This window comes from Variovorax boronicumulans, assembly GCF_019352895.1.
GTDB lineage: Bacteria > Pseudomonadota > Gammaproteobacteria > Burkholderiales > Burkholderiaceae_C > Variovorax > Variovorax boronicumulans_A.
Window position 1 is genome coordinate 535425 of record NZ_JAAAFX010000004.1, and the last position, 17961, is coordinate 553385.

Annotated in this window: 17 protein-coding genes; 3 read left to right on the plus strand and 14 right to left on the minus strand. The window is 70.7% G+C overall.

Translation table 11 applies throughout. From position 1 onward, the window contains the following. Positions 1-68: 68 nt before the first annotated feature. Positions 69-1049 (plus strand): quinone oxidoreductase family protein, encoded by a 981-nt coding sequence (locus K0H49_RS04090; RefSeq protein ID WP_219209849.1) that lies wholly within the window; start codon positions 69-71, stop codon positions 1047-1049. A 59-nt stretch (positions 1050-1108) separates the two neighbouring features. Here the strand turns inward: K0H49_RS04090 and K0H49_RS04095 are convergent, their stop codons facing one another. From K0H49_RS04095 to K0H49_RS04115, 5 genes are all read right to left on the minus strand, one after another. Further along, positions 1109-1294 carry a hypothetical protein gene (locus K0H49_RS04095; protein ID WP_219209850.1) on the minus strand — a complete coding sequence of 62 codons (186 nt, stop codon included), beginning with the start codon at positions 1292-1294 and terminating at the stop codon, positions 1109-1111. Beyond that, positions 1291-2475 (minus strand): PepSY-associated TM helix domain-containing protein, encoded by a 1185-nt coding sequence (locus K0H49_RS04100; RefSeq protein ID WP_219209851.1) that lies wholly within the window; start codon positions 2473-2475, stop codon positions 1291-1293. The genes K0H49_RS04095 and K0H49_RS04100 overlap by 4 nt, the downstream gene beginning before the upstream one ends. Positions 2476-2504: 29 nt before the next feature. Then, complete coding sequence (locus tag K0H49_RS04105) at positions 2505-4589, minus strand: TonB-dependent siderophore receptor (RefSeq protein ID WP_219209852.1); 2085 nt, start codon at positions 4587-4589, stop codon at positions 2505-2507. 238 nt (positions 4590-4827) lie between these two features. Further along, positions 4828-5655: an alpha/beta hydrolase gene (locus tag K0H49_RS04110; protein WP_219209853.1), complete on the minus strand. Its 828-nt coding sequence runs from the start codon at positions 5653-5655 to the stop codon at positions 4828-4830. Beyond that, positions 5642-6955, minus strand: coding sequence for a hemolysin family protein (locus K0H49_RS04115; RefSeq protein ID WP_219213016.1), 1314 nt, complete (start codon positions 6953-6955; stop codon positions 5642-5644). The genes K0H49_RS04110 and K0H49_RS04115 overlap by 14 nt, the downstream gene beginning before the upstream one ends. A 22-nt stretch (positions 6956-6977) precedes the next feature. Between K0H49_RS04115 and K0H49_RS04120 the strand changes: the two genes are divergently transcribed. Further along, positions 6978-7823 (plus strand): symmetrical bis(5'-nucleosyl)-tetraphosphatase, encoded by an 846-nt coding sequence (locus tag K0H49_RS04120; protein WP_219209854.1) that lies wholly within the window; start codon positions 6978-6980, stop codon positions 7821-7823. Between the two features lie 15 nt (positions 7824-7838). Here the strand turns inward: K0H49_RS04120 and K0H49_RS04125 are convergent, their stop codons facing one another. Then, positions 7839-8552, minus strand: coding sequence for a GNAT family N-acetyltransferase (locus tag K0H49_RS04125; RefSeq protein WP_219209855.1), 714 nt, complete (start codon positions 8550-8552; stop codon positions 7839-7841). A gap of 98 nt (positions 8553-8650) precedes the next feature. Here K0H49_RS04125 and pdxR point away from each other — a divergent pair, with 98 nt between their 5' ends. Beyond that, positions 8651-10126, plus strand: a complete 1476-nt coding sequence (pdxR, locus tag K0H49_RS04130; protein ID WP_219209856.1) for a MocR-like pyridoxine biosynthesis transcription factor PdxR — start codon at positions 8651-8653, stop codon at positions 10124-10126. Here pdxR and K0H49_RS04135 read toward each other — a convergent pair. The 8 genes from K0H49_RS04135 to K0H49_RS04170 all read right to left on the minus strand — a co-directional run bounded on the left by K0H49_RS04135 (position 10123) and on the right by K0H49_RS04170 (position 17922). Beyond that, complete coding sequence (locus tag K0H49_RS04135; RefSeq protein WP_257624580.1) at positions 10123-11052, minus strand: helix-turn-helix transcriptional regulator; 930 nt, start codon at positions 11050-11052, stop codon at positions 10123-10125. The genes pdxR and K0H49_RS04135 overlap by 4 nt on opposite strands. Before the next feature lie 38 nt (positions 11053-11090). Next, positions 11091-11792: a fumarylacetoacetate hydrolase family protein gene (locus tag K0H49_RS04140; RefSeq protein ID WP_219209857.1), complete on the minus strand. Its 702-nt coding sequence runs from the start codon at positions 11790-11792 to the stop codon at positions 11091-11093. 80 nt (positions 11793-11872) lie between these two features. Further along, positions 11873-12829, minus strand: a complete 957-nt coding sequence (locus K0H49_RS04145) for an ABC transporter substrate-binding protein (RefSeq protein ID WP_219209858.1) — start codon at positions 12827-12829, stop codon at positions 11873-11875. Positions 12830-12860: 31 nt separating this feature from the next. Then, on the minus strand, positions 12861-14012 hold the full coding sequence (locus K0H49_RS04150) for a c-type cytochrome (RefSeq protein WP_219209859.1): 1152 nt from the start codon (positions 14010-14012) through the stop codon (positions 12861-12863). Positions 14013-14164: 152 nt separating this feature from the next. Next, positions 14165-14938 carry an ABC transporter ATP-binding protein gene (locus K0H49_RS04155; RefSeq protein WP_219209860.1) on the minus strand — a complete coding sequence of 258 codons (774 nt, stop codon included), beginning with the start codon at positions 14936-14938 and terminating at the stop codon, positions 14165-14167. Next, positions 14932-16011 (minus strand): ABC transporter permease, encoded by a 1080-nt coding sequence (locus K0H49_RS04160; RefSeq protein WP_219209861.1) that lies wholly within the window; start codon positions 16009-16011, stop codon positions 14932-14934. The genes K0H49_RS04155 and K0H49_RS04160 overlap by 7 nt, the downstream gene beginning before the upstream one ends. Positions 16012-16074: 63 nt before the next feature. Further along, positions 16075-17073 (minus strand): ABC transporter substrate-binding protein, encoded by a 999-nt coding sequence (locus tag K0H49_RS04165; protein ID WP_219209862.1) that lies wholly within the window; start codon positions 17071-17073, stop codon positions 16075-16077. 24 nt (positions 17074-17097) lie between these two features. Further along, on the minus strand, positions 17098-17922 hold the full coding sequence (locus K0H49_RS04170) for a class II aldolase/adducin family protein (protein ID WP_219209863.1): 825 nt from the start codon (positions 17920-17922) through the stop codon (positions 17098-17100). Positions 17923-17961 lie beyond the last annotated feature (39 nt).

Below are 17961 nucleotides of genomic sequence, written 5' to 3' on the forward strand. Positions count from 1 at the left end.
ACCGAGGCCTGCCGTCGACACCTGACGAAGACAGGCGCCGGCCATTCCACCACAGGAGCGAATCTTCCATGACCGTTGCACACGCCATCCGGCTCACAGAATTCGGCGGACCGGAGGTCATGCGCCTCGAACGGCTCGACCTGCCGCCGCCCTCCCCGGGCGAAGTCCAGCTGCGCCAGACCGCGATCGGCTTCAACTACATCGACATCTACCAGCGCGCCGGCAAGTACCCGCTGCCGACACCGACCGGGCTCGGGCATGAAGCCGCCGGCGTGGTGGAAGCCCTGGGCGCGGACGTGAGCGACCTGGCGGTGGGCGACCACGTCGTCTACATGAACGCCGGTGTGGGCGCCTACGCGGACCGGCGCAATGTCGCGGCCAGCAAGCTGGTGAAGATTCCGGCCGGCATCGGCGACGAGGACGCCGCAGCCGTGTTCTTCAAGGCCATGACGGCGCAGTACCTGGTGAAGAAGACCCACGCCGTGCAGCCGGGCGACGTGGTGCTGGTCCACGCCGCGGCGGGCGGCGTCGGGCAGATCCTCAGCGGCTGGGCCAAGGCGCTGGGCGCCACCGTGATCGGCACCGCCGGTTCGCCGGCCAAGTGCGCGGCGGCGCTGGCCGCCGGCTGCGACGCTGCGATCGACTATTCACAGCCCGACTGGGTGGCCCAGGTCCTAGCGGCCATGGACGGACGCAAGGCACGCGTGGTCTATGACTCGGTGGCCCGGCACACCTTCATGGGGTCGCTGGATTGCACGGCGCCTTTCGGCCTGGTGGTGCTCTTCGGCGCGGCGTCGGGGCCTGCACCCGCCATCGATCCCGAGCTGCTGAACAAGAAGGGCTGCCTGTTCCTCACGCGACCGTCCGTGTTTCCGCACAACGCCGACGTGGCGACCTTCCGCGCCAACGCCGCGGATGTGTTCGCCGCCATGCAGAGCGGTGCCGTGCGTGCCGCGATCGGGGCGACCTTCCGCCTCGACCAGGTGGCGGACGCCCACCGGGCCGCGGAGCGCCGCGCGAGCACCGGCGCGATCGTGCTGCGCCCCTGAGGATGCATGCCCGGCGTGCACGAGGCGCCGGCGTTCCCTCCGGTTGCGCAATGCAGGGCCTAGCGTCGCTTGCGCACCCACCCGAACCAGATGCACACCCCCACCGGGATGCCCAGCGTGAGCCAAGCCAGCATGTCGCCCGCGCCGCCGTCGCTGAACAGCGCGGAGATCAGGCCCACGGTGGTCAACAGGCCCATCACCAGGGGCCAGCCCCAGAGCCGCCAGAAAGCGTGACGCGGGTTCATGGGCGGCGCTCCTTCAGCACGGCGGCGGCTTGCTGTGGCTGCTGCGGCGACGGCGCCCCGGCCTCCCTTGCCTTCGGCAGCGGCACGCTGTTGCCGCGCTTGAGCCAGAGATAGAGGCCGCTGCCCAGCACGATGATGGTGGCGATGTCGAGCAGCGCCCAGAGGATCTGCATCGGCATGCCGCCGTAGTCGCCGAAGTGCAGCGGCTGCGACACCAGCAGCGCCGTCAGGTACCAGGGCAGCTTGGGCGCCGCGCTCACCTCGGCGGTCTTGGCGTCGACCAGCACCGGCTGCAGCAGCTTCGAGGTGAAGGGCTCGTTGCCCTTGAGGAACACCGTCGTGTGGTGCGGGCTCGAGAAGGCGGTGCCCGGGAAGGCGATGAAGGACAGCTTGGAATGCGGTGCGACGGCGTAGGCCGCATCCAGCGATTTCTGCACCGAGGCCCGCTCGCCCACCGTCACCACCGGCTGGTCCTTGTAGGGCGCGAGCAGCGCGCTCAGCTGGTCGTACTGCCAGTACTTGATCACCAGGTCGGCCCAGGTGTTGATCATGCCGGTGGAGCCCACCACGAAGGCCCAGACCAGCGTGACGACGCCCAGCAGATTGTGCAGGTCCAGCCACTTGAGGCGCGGGCGCTTCTCGCGGCGCACGGTGCCGAACTCGAGCTTGCGCATGAAGGGCGCGTAGAGCACCACGCCCGAGACGATGGCCACCAGCAGCAGCAGGCCCATGAAGCCCAGGAACAGCTTGCCCGGCAGCCCCGCGAACAGGTCGACGTGCAGCTTGAACATCACGTACATGAAGCCCTCGTCGAACTTGGGCTGCGCCAGCACCTCGCCCGTGCGCGCGTCGACCGCCACCGACTTGAAGTCCTCGGTGGGGGCGGGCGTGGGCGTGAGCGTGACGAACCACAGGCCGTCGTCGTCCTCCGGCTGCGAGACGAACTGCACCACGCGATCGGGGTGCTTCGACTTCGCGACCTCGAGCACGCGGTCGAGGCTCACGCGCGGCGTGCTGGCTGGCATCTTCGGGGCCTCGATCTCGGTGCCCAGCAGGTGGCCGATCTCGTGGTGGAAGATCAGCGGCAGCCCGGTGAGGCACAGCAGCAGCATGAACACGGTGCAGACCAGGCTGCTCCACTTGTGGACCCAGGCCCAGGTCTTGATTCTTCGGCTGTTCATCGTGGTCTTTTTTGTCGTTCAGTCGCGGATCAGAAACGGTAGGTGGCGCTGACCACCACCTCCCGGCCCTTGCCGTACCAGCAGTCGCCGCGCGCCAGGCAGGTGCTGAAGTAGGTCTTGTCGGTGGCGTTGTTCACATTGAGCGCATAGCGCCACTGGGCGGTGTCGTAGGCCAGCACGAAGTCGAGCAAGGCCACGCTCGGGATGTTCGGACCGTAGCCACCGCCCGAAGTGTCGCGGAAATTGCTCAGGTAGCGCACGCCCGCGCCCACCGAGAAGCCGGTCGTGCCGGCGAGCGCGAAGCGGTACTTGGCCCAGACGCTGGCCTGGTTCTTCGGCAGGCCTTCGAGCTGCGCGTCGGCGTCGGTATAGGTGTAGTTCGCGATCAGGTCGAGGTCGCGGCCGATCGAGCCCTTGGCCTCGAGCTCGACGCCCCTGTTCTTCGTCTCGCCCAGCTGGGTGAAGACACCCGGCATCGGCTGGAGGATCTGGTTCTTCTCGCGCAGGTCGTAGACCGCGGCGCTGAAGGCCATCGCACGCTCCTTGGGCTCGTACTTGACGCCGACTTCCCACTGCTCGCCGCGCAGCGGCTTGAAGGTCTGGCCCATGGCCGCCGCCTGCGGCGTGAAGGACTCGGCGTAGCTGAGGTAGGGCGAGAAGCCCGAGGGCAGCCCATACATCACGCCGAAGCGCTTGGTGGTGGCGCTGGTGGTCTGGTCCTCGCTGCCGGCCGCGCCCGACACCGCACGGTCATGGCGCAGGCCGGCCAGGAAGATCCACTGCTTCCACTTGATCTGGTCCTGCGCATAGACGCCCATGTTGCGCTGGGTGGTGCGCGGCAGGTCGGTGCGCACGGGCTCGACGAAGTTGCCGTAGACCGGCGCGTAGGCATCGATCGCCCCATAGAGCGCCCCGCTCGCGACGTTCTCGGTCTGGCGCGAGAAGTCGGCGCCCAGCAGCAGCGTGTGCTGCACCTCGCCGGTGGCGAAGTGCGCCTCGGCATGATTGTCGAGCGCCGCGATGCGGTTGCGCGTGGCCGAGCTGTCGGTCACGCGGCCCAGCAGGCGCTTGTTGACCGGGTCCAGGCCCCAGCCGCCGGTGATCGTGAAGAAGTCGCCGTAGTGGTAGCGGTTGTCGTTCTCGTTCTGCGCCAGGCGGAAGTTCTGGCGCACCGTCCAGGTGTCGTTGAACTTGTGCTCGAACAGCCAGCCGAAGGTCTTGCGCTCGCTGTTGTAGTAGTCGCCGGGCTCGCCGATGAAGCGGCTCGCGGGAATGCGGCCGTTGGGGTTGGGCAGGATGGTGCCTTCCCAGGGCAGGAACTGCGAGCTCGAGCCGGTCTTGTCCTTCTGCCACAGCGCCTGCAGTGTGAGCGAGGTGGCGGCGCTGGGCCGCCAGGTCAGCGAAGGCGCGATCAGGCTGCGGTCGTCGGGCACGAAGTCGACCTGCGTGTCGGCATGGCGGTGCAGCGCGATCAGCCGGTAGGACCAGTCGCCGTCCGCGCTCAGCGCGCCGGTCAGGTCGGCCTGGACCTGCTTGCGGCCCCAGCTGCCGAACTGCACGCCGACCTCGCGCTGCGTCTCGGTCTGCGGCCGTTTGCTGACCATGTTGACGATGCCGGCCGCGGTGCCCGAGCCGAACAGCATGCCCGCCGGGCCGCGCAGCACCTCGAGCCGCTCCAGCGTGTAGGGCTCGGTGCGCGTGGTGCTGGTGTAGTAGCCATAGGCCTGGCGCAGGCCGTCGAGGTAGACGTCGGGGCTGGTGCCACGCACGCGCACCGAGTCGGTCCGCGCATCGAGGCCGTAAGCATCGGAGCGCACGCCGGCGGCATAGCCCAGCGCATCCTGCAGGCTGGTCGCGCCCTGGTCGACGATCTGGTCGCGGGTCACGACGGTGACGGCCTGCGGCGTCTCGGCCAGCGGCGTGTCGGTCTTGGTCGCGGTGGCGGCGTTCTTCGCACGGTAGCCGATCACCGCCGAGGTGGCGGTCTCGCGCTCGGTGTTGGCGTCGACACGCACCTCGGGCAGGGTCTGGCTTGCGCCTTGCGCGGTGGCCTGCAGCGACAGCAGGCCCAGTGCGAGGGAAAGCGTCGAGCGACGGGCGAAATGTGGCGTCATGCGAATCGTCACCAATATTGAAATGAGAAAGATTCGCATTCTATCCAGCGGTCCGCCCACCGCGGCCCTGCGCACGCCGAAGCGTTGCGCGTACGCCTCAACGGCTCAGAATGTGTGCAGGAGCCGTCGCGAGCGCGCCGCGCCAGCCAGAGTGAGGTTCCGGAGCGCAACCGCATGCCCGCGCGCCGAGCACCGCAGATGCGGGATCGGCGTGCGCAGCAGGCTCCTTCGCACGTTCTCAGCTCAGGGCGTGTTCCAGCAGCAGATCGATCTGTCGCCCCAACGCGCTCTCGGGTTCGACCAGCCGCTGCAGCAGGCTGAAGTGGTCGGTGCCGGGCTCGAAGTGCAGCGCGGAATGGTTGCCCATGGCCAGCCAGACCTCGTGCATGCGCCGGCTCTGTTCGCGCATAGCCGGCGTCTCGTCGGCCCCGGCCGCCAGCAGCAGCGGCGGGCCGTTCGACACCGCGCGGTAGAGCGGCGAGGCGGCCATCGCGCTGTCGGCGTCGAGCCGCAGGTTCTCGTTGAGCGAGGTCTGGGCCAGCGGCATAACGTCGTAGAGCCCGCTGAGCGCCACCACGCCGGCCACGCCGACCGTCGGCAGGCCACGCGCGGCCCAGTCGGTGAGCCCCAGCTCCATCGCCAGGTGACCGCCGGCGGAATGGCCGGCCGCGATCAGCGGCAGCGTGTCGCCCGCACGCGCGAGCACCGCGGGCATGGCGCTGCGCACCGTGTCGGTCAGCGTGGCCAGCGAGACCGAGGGGCACAGCGGGTAGTTGAGCATCGCGACGTGCAGCCCGCGCTGCACCAGCGAGGGCGCCACGAAGCGGAAGGCCGCCTTGTCGCGCCACTGCCAGTAGCCGGGGTGCAGGTACACCAGCACGCCTCGGGCGCCGGGGCCGGCGTCGAAGAAGTCGAAGGTGCAGCGCTCGCCCGCGCCGTAGCGCAGGTCGAGTTCGCAGCGGCCCGCGCGCACCGCCTCGGCGCTGCGTCGGTCGAACTCGGCGAACAGCGCGGGAAAGCCCGGTCGGGCCTGGCCCTTGAGGTACTCGTATTCAGGATCGTCCATCGTCGGTCTCGGTGCTTGCATGGGCCACCACGCGGTCGATGCGGCGGCCCTCGAGGGCCGTGACCTCGAAGGTCCAGCCCGCGCATTCGATGCGCTCGCCGACGATCGGCAGCTGGCCCGACACGGCCATCAGCAGGCCGGCCACGGTGTTGTAGCGGCCACGTTCTTCCTCGGGCAGCTCGCGGATCGCGAGCCGCGCCCGCAGTTCGGATACCGGCATCAGGCCGTCGAGTTCCCAGGCACCGTCCTCACGCTTGTGGGCCCAGGCGTCGGTGGTGGTGTTGGACTGCAGCTCGCCGGTGATGGCCTCGAGCAGGTCGCGCGGCGTCATCAGGCCCTGCACCACGCCGTATTCGTCGACCACGAACACCAGCCGGCCGGCGCGCATGCGGAACTGTTCGAGCAGTTCCATGCCGGTGAGCGTCTCGGGCACGAAGGAGGCGGGCTGCGCCACGCCCTCGATGGTGCCCTCGTGCTGCGGGCCGAGCCGCAGCAGGTGCGCCACGCTGATCACGCCCACCACGTCGTCGAGCGAGTTGCGGCACACCGGGTACCAGGAATGCACCAGGTTGAGCGCACCGGCGGCCGCCACCTTCTGCAGGCTGGCGGCCACGGTGTCGGTGGCGTCGAGCCATTCGATGTCGGCGCGCGGCACCATCAGCGAGCTCAGGCGACGGTCGTCGAGGTGGAACACGTTGCGCACCATCTGGTGCTCGTGCATCTCGATCACGCCGGCGTCCACGCCCTCCTCCAGGCTGGCGGAGATCTCTTCTTCGGTCACGGTGCGGGCGGCGTTGGCGTCGATGCGCAGCAGCTTCAGGATCATCGCGGTGGCGCCCGAGAGCAGCAGCACGAAGGGCTTGGCGCCGGTGGCCAGCGCCCGCATGGGCCGCGAGACGAAGCGCGCCACCGGCTCCGGATAGAGCTGGCCGATGCGCTTGGGCACCAGCTCGCCGAAGATGATGGTGAAGAAGGTGATGCAGGTCACGACCGCCGCGGTCGAGGCCACGCTGGCCGTGCCGGCGCCCATGCCCACGCTTTCCATCCAGACCGCCAGCGGCGCCGCGAAGGCGGCTTCGCCGACGATGCCGCTGAGCATGCCGATCGACGTGATGCCGATCTGTACGCTGGACAGGAACTGGGTCGGGTCCTGCATGAGCTTGAGCGCCGCGGCGGCGCCGGCATCTCCTGTTTCGGCCAATGCGGCAAGCCGCGCGCGACGGCTGGTGGAAAGGGCCATTTCGGACATTGCGAACAGCGCATTGAGCGTGGTCAGCAAGGCCAGCAGGAAAACATCCATGAACGAAGGAGAGAATGGGGACATGGCACTTTACTTGATCGGCGACGTGCAGGGCTGCGACGAGGCCCTGGGCCGCCTGCTGCAACGCATCGACTTCTCCCCCAGCCGCGACACGCTGGTGCTGCTGGGCGACCTGGTCAACCGCGGCCCCGCCTCGGCCGACGTGCTGCGACGGGTGCAGGCGCTGGGCGGCGCGGCGCGCAGCCTGCTGGGCAACCACGACCTGCACCTGCTGGGCGTGGCGCACGGCGCGCGCAAGTCGGGCCGCAAGGACACGCTCGACGGCGTGCTCGACGCGCCCGACCGCGACGCGCTGATCGACTGGCTGCGCCACCAGGCAATGGCGTTGCACCAGACCGTGGGCGGGCGCGACCTGCTGATGGTGCACGCGGGCGTGCTGCCGCAATGGTCGGTGGCGCAGACCCTGGTGCTGGCCTCGGAAGTCGAGTCGGTGCTGCGCGGCCCGACGCTGGGCGAGTTCGTGCGCACCATGTACGGCAACGAACCCGCGCAGTGGAACGACGCACTGACCGGCACCGCGCGGCTGCGCGCCATCGTCAACGGCCTCACGCGCTTGCGCTTCTGCACCGCCGACGGCGTGATGGACTTCGACACCAAGGACAGCGCCGACGCCCCGCCGGCCGGCTTCATGCCCTGGTTCGAGGTGCCGCAGCGCCGCGCGGCCAACGCCACCATCGCCTTCGGCCACTGGTCCACGCTGGGCTGGATCGACCGGCCTGGCCTGCTCTCGACCGACACCGGCTGCGTCTGGGGCGGCTGCCTCAGCGCGGCGCGCATCGGCGCCACGCTGGACGAGGTCGAGCACCTCGAGGTGCAGTGCGACCAGGCGCAGAAGCCCGGCGCCTGATCTCGGTGCAGCCGCTCAGTCGGCCGGCCTGAACCGCTCCAGCGCGCTGCGCTGCCGCCCCTGCGCGTCGAAGTTGTCCGGCGCCAGCCAGCGCTCGAAGGCACTGCGCAGCGCCGGCCATTCGCTGTCGATGACCGAGAACCACGCCGTGTCGCGGCTGCGGCCCTTGTAGACCAGCACCTGGCGGAAGATACCTTCGAAGCGGAAGCCCAGCCGCTGGGCCGCGCGCCGCGAGGGCGCGTTGCAGCTGTCGCACTTCCATTCGTAGCGGCGGTAGCCCAGCGTGTCGAAGGCCAGGCGCATCAGCAGGTACTGCGCCTCGGTCGACAGCGGCGTCTTCTTGAGCAGCGGCGAGAAGGTGACGTGGCCGACCTCCATCACGCCGTGCGCGGGCTCGATGCGCATCAGCGCCAGCGTGCCCACCGCGCGGCCGCTGGCGCGGTCGATCACCGCGAAATGCATGGGGTCGGCGCTCTGCGCGAGGCGTTCGACGTAGGCGCGCGTGGCCGCGGGATCGTCGGAGCGCTCGATCGACAGATAGGTCCAGTCGCGGCCGTCGGGCGCCTGCGCGTAGGCGGCGTGCAGGTCGTCGGCATGCCGGGCCGCGTCGAGCGGCTCGACCCGGCAGAAGCGGCCTTCGATGGCTTCGCGCGGCGGCAGGGCATGCGGGGTCCAGTCGGGCAGCGCGGGACCGACGGGTTGGCCGAAATCGTTGAGGCGGGTGGGCATGGCGAGGTCCTTCGAAAAAAGGGGCTGGCGCGGCCAGCAGAAGCACCGAAGGTAGCCATGCCATGGCCTCACTGAAAGTGCCAGGCAGAATGTGTTTCATGGTGCCACGATCCGCACGCTCCCCCACTGCCCTGCTCGAGGCCCCGCTGCGCCGGGAGCGCGACGCGGGCCCGATGCAGCGCCAGTTGTACGAGCGGCTCAGGCACGCCATCCTCGACGGCAGCCTTGCGCCCGGCAGCCGGCTGCCGGGTTCGCGCGCGCTGGCCGAGACGCTGGCCATCTCGCGCAACACCGTGAGCGCGACCTACGAGCACCTGGCGGCCGAAGGCTATGTGCAGCCCGACCGCCAGGGTACGCGTGTGACGGCGCTCTCGGCGCCGGACCTGCGCGGGCGCACGGCCGCCCCTACCGGCACCCCGGTCACCGCGCGCCGCCTCGCGGCCTTCCCGCCGAACGCATCGCGTCCCGACTCGGACGCCGCGCTGCGCCCCGGCGTGCCCGCGCTGTCGCACTTCCCGCTGACCGCCTGGCGCCGCGCGCTCGACCGGGCGCTGCGCGCGGCGGGCCCGGCCGCGCTGGGCTACGGCGACCCGCTGGGCGAAGCGCCGCTGCGCGCGGCCATCGCGCGGCACCTGTCGGTGGCACGCGGCGTGCGCTGCGCACCGCGGCAGATCGTCGTCACCGAGGGCGCGCAGGAGGCGCTGACGCTGTGCGTGCGCCTGCTCACCAATCCGGGCGACACGGGCTGGGTCGAGGACCCGGGCTACGGCGGCGCCAAGGCCGCGATGCGCGCGGGCGACCTGCGCATCGTGCCGCTGCGGGTCGACGCCGAGGGCCTGCAGGCGCGCGAGCGCGACTGGCAGCAGCACCCGCCGCGGCTGGTCTACACCTCGCCCTCGCACCAGTACCCGGGCGGCGCGGTGCTGAGCATCGCGCGCCGGCTCGAACTGATCGCCCGGGCGCGCGCGCACGGCGCATGGATCGTCGAGGACGACTACGACAGCGAGTTCCGCCACGCCGGCGAGCCCATCGGCGCGATGCAGGGGCTGGTGGAGGACGCGCCCGTGCTCTACGTCGGCACCTTCAGCAAGACGATGTTCCCCTCCCTGCGGCTGGGCTTCCTGGTGCTGCCCGAGGCGCTGCTGCCGGGCGTGCAGGCGCCGCTCGAGGAGATGCTGCGCGGCGGCCACCGCGGCGAGCAGCTCGCGATGGCCGACTTCATCGAGAGCGGCCAGTTCAGCCGCCACCTGGGCCGCATGCGGCGGCTCTACCGCGGCCGGCAGCAGGCCCTGCGGCTGGCGCTGCAGCAGCACCTGAAGGTGCCGCACCGCATCGAGGGCGGCCATTGCGGCCTGCACCTGACGGTGCGCCTGCCCGCGGAATTCGACGACCGCCGGATCGCGGCCGAGGCGCTGCGCCACCGCATCGCACCCTCCCCGCTGTCGGGCTTCGCGCTGCAGCCGCTCGCCGGCGACAACGGCCTGGTGCTGGGCTACGGCAACACCTCGGCCGAACTGTTCGAGCCGCTGGTCAGGCGGCTGTCGCAGATCGCGCGGGCGTCCGCGCGCGCCTAGCTGGGTGTGCTCGCCTCACGCTCGCGCCGGAAGCTGCGCGGCGTGGACCCGACCCACTGGCGAAAGCGCCGATTGAAGTAGGCCTCGTCGGTGAAGCCGCACTGGTGGGCGATCTCGCGCACCTGCAGCGAGGTGGACGCGAGCAGTTCCTTCGCGCGCTCCATGCGCCGCTCGGTCACCAGTTCGGTGAAAGTGCGGTCGGTCTTCTTGCGCAGCAGGTTGGCCAAGTAGTTGGGCGAGAGGAAGGCGGCGGCGGCCGCATCGGTGAGCGACAGCGGCTGGTCGAGGTTGTCGCGCACATAGCGCACCACGCGCTGCAGGGCGTCGCGCTGCGAGGTCCGGCCGTTGTGCTGCAGCGAGCGCCGCATCAGCGCTTCTTCCTGCCGGATGCAGGCCAGCCCGATGATCTGCTGCACGATGCCGCGCATCGCGATCTTGGCGCCGAAGCCGCGGCCCGCGTTGAGCGCCTGCAGTTCGTCGAGCCAGCCGCGGATGCGCGCGAAGTCCGCCGCGTCGAAGGCGAAGTCGACGTACTCCTGGAACAGGAAGGGCGCGAGGTCGGGATGGCGCGCGAGCGACACGTCGTCGAGGTCCAGCGCATCGACCTCGAGCGTCGGCCAGAGGAAGCGCTGGTCGAAGTTGACGATGCAGTACAGCGCCTCGGGCGGGTGCGGGATCACGTGCACCCGGTAGGGCAGCACGAAGCTCAGGTGGCGCGGGCCGAAGGGCCGCACCGCGCCGCCGATGGCCTGCTGCGACCGCCCTTCGATACCGACCTGGATCTGGAAGTAGGCATGCCGGTGCGGCAGCGTGAGCTCGTTGCGCGCGCCCTGGAAGCGGATGTCGAAATCCAGGTGATCGGCACGCTCGTGCATGCCGTAGGTGCGGACGGACGTGGGAAGGGAAGAAGAAGAGGAAGAGCGCATCGCGCCCGCGAGCGTACGCCAGCCGGCGCGCCGCCGCTTCAGACGACCTCGGCCTCCAGCACGCCGACGCCCGCCACCGTGCCGCGCAGCCGGTCGCCGCGCTGCACCGCGCCCACGCCGGCCGGCGTGCCGGTGAAGATCAGGTCGCCGGGCTGCAGCGTGAACAGCGTCGACAGGTAGGCGATGGTGTCGGGCACGTTCCAGATCATGTCGGCCAGGTCGCCGACCTGGCGTTGCGCGCCGTTGACCTCGAGCCGGATCTCGCCCGCGGCGGGATGGCCGGCCTGCGCCACCGGCACCAGTTCGCCGCAGGGCGCGGAGCCGTCGAAAGCCTTGCCGGTGTCCCAGGGCCGGCCCGCCTTCTTGGCCTCGGCCTGCAGGTCGCGGCGCGTCATGTCCAGGCCGACGGCATAGCCGTAGACATGCGCGAGCGCATCCGCCGCCGCGATGTTCGCGCCGCCGGTCTTCAGCGCGACCACCAGTTCGATCTCGTGGTGCACGTCCTTAGACAGCGTCGGATAGGCGAAGGCCGCGCCGTCCGCGACGATCGCATTGGCCGGCTTCATGAAGAAGAAGGGCGGCTCGCGCTCGGGGTTGTGGCCCATCTCGCGTGTGTGTTCGGCGTAGTTGCGGCCCACGCAAAAGATGCGGTTGACCGGGAAGCGCGCGCGCTCGCGCGCGATGGGCAGCGAGTGGACGGGCGCGGGGGCGATGGCGTAGCGGGTGTCGGTGGAAGTCATGGATCGACTCTAGCCAGCGACGGCCCGCGCGCCGGGCACGCGTCTACGCAGGTCTTGGACTCCGCTACGTTTCAGCGCGCTCAGCCGGCCACGCTGAAGCCGGTGTCGAAGGTCCCCTTCACATCGAGCGGCTGCTTGATCAGCCCGACCTGGCGGTAGAAGTCGGCCGTGGCCTGCTGGTCGGCGACCACCTGCGCGTCGATGGCCACCCACTTCTGCTGGCGGCGTTCGAACTGCAGCTTTGCCGCCTCGGGCGGGATACCGATGATCCGGGCCAGCGCGGCCGAGTAGGCGTCGACGTTGTCGTAGGACCAGCGCTGCGCCTTCACCACGCGCTGCAGGAAATCCTGCAGCACCGGCCGCTTGGCGGCGATGGCGCTGTCGGTGGCGGCGAGGTAGCTCAGGCCCGGCAGCAGGCCGCGCCCGCTGACCAGCACTCGCGCGTGCTTGCTGACCTCGGCCAGCGCGGTGTAGGGCTCCCAGGTGGCCCAGGCATCGACCGAACCCTGCGTGAGCGCCAGCTTGGCATCGGCGGGCGCGAGGAAGCGGATGTTCACGTCCTCGGGCTGGAGGCCGGCCGAGCCGATGGCCTTGAGCGCCACGTAGTGCCCGATCGAGCCGCGGTTGGTGGCGATGCTTTTGCCCTTGAGCTCGGCCGCGGTCTTCAGCGGCGAGTCGGGGCGCACCAGCACGGCCGTGCCGTAGGCGTCGGAGCGGTTGGCGCCGATGGCCTTGACGCGCGTGCCCGCGGCCAGCGCGAAGATCAGCGGCGCGTCGCCGATCGGCCCCGAATCGACCGCGCCCGCATTGAGCGCCTCGGCCAGCGGCGCGGCGGCCGGGAACTCCGACCACTGGATGTCGTAGCCCAGCCCGTCGAGCCCGCCCGCGGCCTCGAGCAGCGCGCGCAGCCCGCCCTTCTGGTCTCCGGCCTTGAGCACCGGGCGGGACTGGGCATGCGATGCGAGGGCGGGCAAGGCCAGGGCCGCGGCGGTGCCGAGGGCTTGGGTCACGAACTGGCGGCGGGAGGCGAAGGTCATGGCGATGTCTTTCCTTGGGAGATGGATGAATTCAGTGGACGAAGCCGCCCTTGACGAAGCGCACCGGCTGCGCGTCCATGCGGCGGATCAGCGCCTCCAGGCCGTCGGTGGGCGGTGCCGCGTCCACGGTGCGCGGCGCGATCTCGGTGCGGCACAGCAGGTCGTCGTCGGACCAGCCCGCCTGGCCCGGCCGGCCGAGCGCGCGCAGCCAGCCGTCGCGGTCGGCGAGCAGTTCGACGCCGGCCAGCGTCGCGCTGCCGGCGACCTGCGAGAACACGGCCCAGGCGGCGTCGCCGTCGAGCACGCAGCCCGCGCTCGGCGCGGCCGAGGCGGCGGGGCGCAGCCAGACCGTCACGAGGCGCGGGTCTTCCAGCGGCGGCGCGCCCGCGGCCACGATGCGCACGCGCTGGCCGCGCCAGCTCGCGAGCGGACGTGCCGGGCCGCCGTCGCAGCGCACGGCGGCATCGGGCAGCGCCACCGGCAGGGCCCAGGCGCCGGTCGCGCGCAAGGTTTCGCCCGCGGCCTGCGCCTTCATGAAATCGATCAACGCCCAGGCCTCGTCGTCGCGCAGCACGGCGCCGAAGGCCGGCATCGACGGTGTGCCGTGTCGGTCGCGCGTGCCGTTGAGCACATGCCACAGCAGGTCGCCATCGGCGCGCCGCCACAGCAGCGGGCCGCTCAGGTTGGGCGGCCATACGGGCTGCGCGGCCGCAAGCGGCCCCTGCCCTCTGCCGTCCGTGCCGTGGCAGGCCACGCAATGCTGCGCATAGAGCGCGCGGCCCTGTGCGATCGATTCCACGGTGAAGCCGCTGGGCGAGCGATGGAAGCTGGTCGGCGTGGCCGGCACCCAGGCCACGCGCGCGTCGGGCCAGGGCGCGAGCAGCAGCAACAGGGGCACGCTGGCCAGCAGGGGCCAGCGTCGGCGGCGCCAGAAGACCGCCAGCAGCAGCACGAGGGCGCACAACGCGAGCACCGCCACCGTGAGGCCCAGGCGCCGCGCCTGGCCCAGGTCGATCAGCAGGTTCTCGCCCGACAGCCGCCAGGCCCAGGGCCAGGCCGGCTGGCCATGGCTGGTGCCCGACAGCCCCAGCCAGCCGAGCACGCGCAGCAGCGCGAGCTGGAGCGCCTGCAGCAGCGCGATCAGCGCATTGAGCCACTCGCCATCGTCCCACAGGGCACTCACACCTCAGCTCGACGCAGAAGCAGCGACACGCAGTGCGCCCATCGGGGGGTCGGCCAAGAACACCGCGGAACCGGCTTCGCCGGGCCGCCGGTGTTGCCCCCTTGAGGGGGAAGGGGCTACACGAAGTGAGCCCCATCGGGGGTGAGTCGGTTTCACCATGTCGCGTCCAAGCCGAGGTGACGCAGCGCCTCGTGCCGCAGCTCGACCAGCCGCGGATGGTTGCGGTGCCGCGGGTACGGCAGGTCGACCACCAGCTCGGCCACGATGCGCGCCGGGCGGTCGCTGAGCACGATCACGCGGTTGGCGAGGAACAGCGCCTCCTCCACGTCGTGCGTCACCAGCAGCGCCGAGAAGCCGGCGCGCTGCCAGAGCTTGACCAGCTCGCTCTGCATCGCGATGCGCGTGAGCGAGTCGAGCTTGCCCAGCGGCTCGTCGAGCACCAGCAGCTGCGGGTCGTTGACCAGCGCGCGCGCCAGCGCCACGCGCTGCGCCATGCCGCCCGAGAGCTGGTGCGGGAAGCTCTTGGCGAAATCGGCGAGGCCGACCAGCGCCAGCGCATCGTCGACGCGCGAACGCTGCGTCTTCAACAGGCCGCGCGCCTGCAGGCCCAGCGCCACGTTGTCCCAGACGTTGCGCCACGGGTAGAGCGTCGGGTCCTGGAACACGACGATGCGCGAGGGGTCGGGCCGCGTGATGGCCTCGCCGTCCTGCGCGATGCTGCCCACGGTCGCGGGCTCGAGCCCGGCCACGAGGCGCAGCAGCGTCGACTTGCCGCAGCCGCTGGGCCCCAGCAGTGCGACGAACTCGCCGGGCTGCACGCGCAGGTCGATGTGGTCGAGCACCTGCAGCACGCCGTCCTGCTGCTTGAACCAGTGGCTCACGCCCTCGATGTCGATGTGGGCGCCGGCCGTGGCGGTGGCTACCATTTGACGGTCCCCTTCTGCCACGACAGCGCGCGGTCGCGCACCGTGAACAGCAGCGTGATCAGGCCCGAGCACAGCACCGCCATCACCCCCAGTGCCGCATACATGTTGGCGTAGGCGGCCCAGCCCTGGGCCCACTGCAGGTACCAGCCCAGGCCGGCCTTGACGCCCATCATCTCGGCCGTGACCAGCACCGAGAACGAGGCGCCCAGGCCCATGAACAGGCCGACGAAGACCTGCGGCAGCGCCGCCGGGATCGCCACCCGCCGCACCAGGAACCACTCGGTGGCGCCCAGCGTGCGCGCCACGTCGTAGTAGCTCTTGTTCACCGAGGCCACGCCCGACCAGGTTAGCACCGCCACCGGGAAGAAGGTGGCCAGCCCGACCAGGAACACGGCCGCGGCATAGCTCGAGGGTGCGAAGAAGAAGGCCAGCGGCAGCAGGGCGGATGCCGGCACCGGCCCGAGGAAACGCAGCACCGGGTGCACCCAGTAGCCCGCGATGCGCGACCAGCCGATCCACACGCCGGTGCCGAAGCCGACCAGCGCGCCCAGCACGAAGCCGTGCGCGAGCAGGCGCAGCGAATGCGCGGTCGACAGGCCGAGCCGGGCCCAGTCCTCGTAGGCCACGTCGATCAGGCTCTGCGGCGGCGCGAAGAAAGGCGGCGGCAGCAGGCCCAGCTTGGCGGTCAGCACCTCCCACAGCGCCAGCAGCAGCGGCGCGGCGATCAGCCATTGCCCTGCGGGGCGCAAGCGGCGGCCGGCCCGGCCCGCGTGCGTGCCGAGCAAGGCCACGGCCAGCAGCAGCACGCCCACGACCAGCGTCGCCACGCCCAGTTCGGTGGTGAAGGTCCAGTCGTTGAAGCCCACTTCCTTGTTGGGCCAGTAGAGCGTGAGCGTGCCCAGCGCCAGCCAGGCGATGGCGGCGACGATGCCGGTGCGCCAGAGGCCGATGGCGACGGCGTCCTGCAGCGAGGCGGGCACGTCCGTCGCGCGCGGTGGCTGCGCCCGCGGCGGCGCGGGTGCGGGCGATGGCCTGTCGAGGCGCCCGCCCAGGATCTGTTCAGCGGTCGTCATGGGAGTCCCTCCGTGTTGCGCACCGCAGTGCAAGAGCTGGCCTCGAGCGGCCCGGCGCGGCGCTCATGCCAGCACATCCACCGCCACGTGGTTCGCCAGCCGCGCCGGATCGGTCGAGGCCTTGAGCACGCCGACCGAGCGGAAGTCGCGCGCATAGAACTCGACCTCGTCGCGCAGGTTCTTGCCCACCGGATGGTGGCCATGCGTGAGCGTGCCCAGCAGCGCCTGCAGGTCTTCGACCGGCACCTTGGGCGAGTACTTGGCGAACAGCTTGGCCGATTCGTTGGGGTTCTCGGCCACGAAGTCCGAGGCCTGCACGATGGAGCGCACCAGCGCTGCGACCGTGGGCTTGTCCTTGCGCACCAGTTCGCCGCGCGCGCCGACGATGCAGCAGACCTTGTCCTTGTATTCGCCCGAGAGGTTCGATGCGAGCTCGATGTAGCGGCCCTTGTTGCGCTTCTCGATCAGGTAGAGCGTCGGGTCGCCGTCGGCGATCGCCTGGATCTCGCCCTTGTTGACCGCGATGTCGAGCAGGTCGGCCGGGTACTGGCGCCAGGCCACGTCCTTGTCGGCGTCGATGCCGTTCTTCTTGAGCAGGATGGAGAAGAAGTTCTTGCCCGGGCTCGCGATGTCCGACACGCCGATGGTCTTGCCCTTGAGCTTCTGCAGGTCGGTGATGCCGGCCTCCTTCACGCCCACCAGCCGCACGCAGCCGCCGTGCGAGCTGCCCACGATCTTCACGTCGAAGCCCGACTCCAGCGGCTTGAGCCAGCGGTGGATCATGCCGACCGCGGCATCGGCCTTGGCCGTGGCCAGCGACTCGAGCAGCTGGTCGGTCGAGCCGGTGTAGTTGATCAGGTCCACCTGCAGGCCGTTCTTCTCGAAGAAGCCGCGCTCCTGCGCCACCACCACCGGCGACAGGCAGAAGGCCGATGCGTTCCAGGCGAAGGTGAGCTTGCGCGGCTGCGACCAGGCGCGCGAGGCGAGCAGGCCGCTCGATGCGACGACCGCGGCCGCGCCGCCGGCACGCAGGACGCCGCGACGGGAAAGGGATGTGTTCATGCTGGAGGGGCCTCGTTCTTGGAGTTACAGGAGCAGTTCGGGCTCGGCCTCGACCAGCCCTTCGTAGAGGCTCTCGAAGGCATGGCGCGCGCCCTCGGGCCCGCCGATCTGGCCGTGCGTGTGGCGCGCCACCGCCTCGTCGATGGGCTGCGGCGTGCCGGCCGCCTCGGCCAGCAGTTGCGTGTGGCAGGCGTTGTCGAGCGCGATGTACCACCAGGCCGCGGCCTCGACGCTCGGGCCCGCGCTCAGGATGCCGTGGTTCTTCAGGATCGCGCCCTTGCCGTCGCCCAGCGCCTTCGCGATGCGCAGGCCTTCGCTGTCGTCGACCACCATGCCGGTGAAGTCGTCGAACAGCGCCACGTCGCCATGGAACACGCAGCTGTCCTGCGTGAGCGTGTCGAGCTTGCGGCCCAGCGTCGACCAGGCCTTGCCGTAGGTCGAGTGCGTGTGGGCGGCGGCGATGATCCCGGGGTTGTACTCGTGGATCGCCGCATGGATCGCGAAGGCCGCCTTGTTGAGCGGCCGGTCGCCGATCACGGTCTCGCCCTTCGAATTGACCAGCAGCAGGTCGGACACCTTGATGCGCGAGAAGTGGATGCCCAGCGGATTGACCCAGAAGTGGTCGCTGAGCTCGGGGTCGCGCGCCGTGATGTGGCCCGCCAGGCCCTGCGCGAAACCGAAGCGCGCGAACAGCCGGAACGCACCCGCCAGCCGCTCCTGCCGATGCCGGCGTTCGGCCTCGACGCTGGTGCGCGGCGCGGGCGGGTCGAACCAGAACTTCTGCTGCGGGTTCGGGTTGAGCTTCAGCGGCTGGGCCGCGTGGCGGTCGATGGAAAGAACGGCGCTCATGGGGTGATTCCTTGTGTAGGGGGAGTTGCCCCTTCCCCC

Excerpts from the sequence above, each read along its gene's own strand:
- K0H49_RS04140 (WP_219209857.1), bottom strand. The coding sequence starts at position 11,792 with ATGACTTCCACCGACACCCGCTACGCCATCGCCCCCGCGCCCGTCCAC.
- K0H49_RS04165 (WP_219209862.1), bottom strand. The coding sequence starts at position 17,073 with ATGAACACATCCCTTTCCCGTCGCGGCGTCCTGCGTGCCGGCGGCGCG.
- K0H49_RS04120 (WP_219209854.1), top strand. The coding sequence starts at position 6,978 with ATGGCACTTTACTTGATCGGCGACGTGCAGGGCTGCGACGAGGCCCTG.
- K0H49_RS04115 (WP_219213016.1), bottom strand. The coding sequence starts at position 6,955 with ATGGATGTTTTCCTGCTGGCCTTGCTGACCACGCTCAATGCGCTGTTC.
- K0H49_RS04125 (WP_219209855.1), bottom strand. The coding sequence starts at position 8,552 with ATGCCCACCCGCCTCAACGATTTCGGCCAACCCGTCGGTCCCGCGCTG.
- K0H49_RS04170 (WP_219209863.1), bottom strand. The coding sequence starts at position 17,922 with ATGAGCGCCGTTCTTTCCATCGACCGCCACGCGGCCCAGCCGCTGAAG.
- K0H49_RS04105 (WP_219209852.1), bottom strand. The coding sequence starts at position 4,589 with ATGACGCCACATTTCGCCCGTCGCTCGACGCTTTCCCTCGCACTGGGC.
- K0H49_RS04110 (WP_219209853.1), bottom strand. The coding sequence starts at position 5,655 with ATGGACGATCCTGAATACGAGTACCTCAAGGGCCAGGCCCGACCGGGC.
- K0H49_RS04100 (WP_219209851.1), bottom strand. The coding sequence starts at position 2,475 with ATGAACAGCCGAAGAATCAAGACCTGGGCCTGGGTCCACAAGTGGAGC.
- K0H49_RS04135 (WP_257624580.1), bottom strand. The coding sequence starts at position 11,052 with ATGCGCTCTTCCTCTTCTTCTTCCCTTCCCACGTCCGTCCGCACCTAC.
- pdxR (WP_219209856.1), top strand. The coding sequence starts at position 8,651 with ATGGTGCCACGATCCGCACGCTCCCCCACTGCCCTGCTCGAGGCCCCG.
- K0H49_RS04160 (WP_219209861.1), bottom strand. The coding sequence starts at position 16,011 with ATGACGACCGCTGAACAGATCCTGGGCGGGCGCCTCGACAGGCCATCG.
- K0H49_RS04145 (WP_219209858.1), bottom strand. The coding sequence starts at position 12,829 with ATGACCTTCGCCTCCCGCCGCCAGTTCGTGACCCAAGCCCTCGGCACC.
- K0H49_RS04155 (WP_219209860.1), bottom strand. The coding sequence starts at position 14,938 with ATGGTAGCCACCGCCACGGCCGGCGCCCACATCGACATCGAGGGCGTG.
- K0H49_RS04090 (WP_219209849.1), top strand. The coding sequence starts at position 69 with ATGACCGTTGCACACGCCATCCGGCTCACAGAATTCGGCGGACCGGAG.
- K0H49_RS04095 (WP_219209850.1), bottom strand. The coding sequence starts at position 1,294 with ATGAACCCGCGTCACGCTTTCTGGCGGCTCTGGGGCTGGCCCCTGGTG.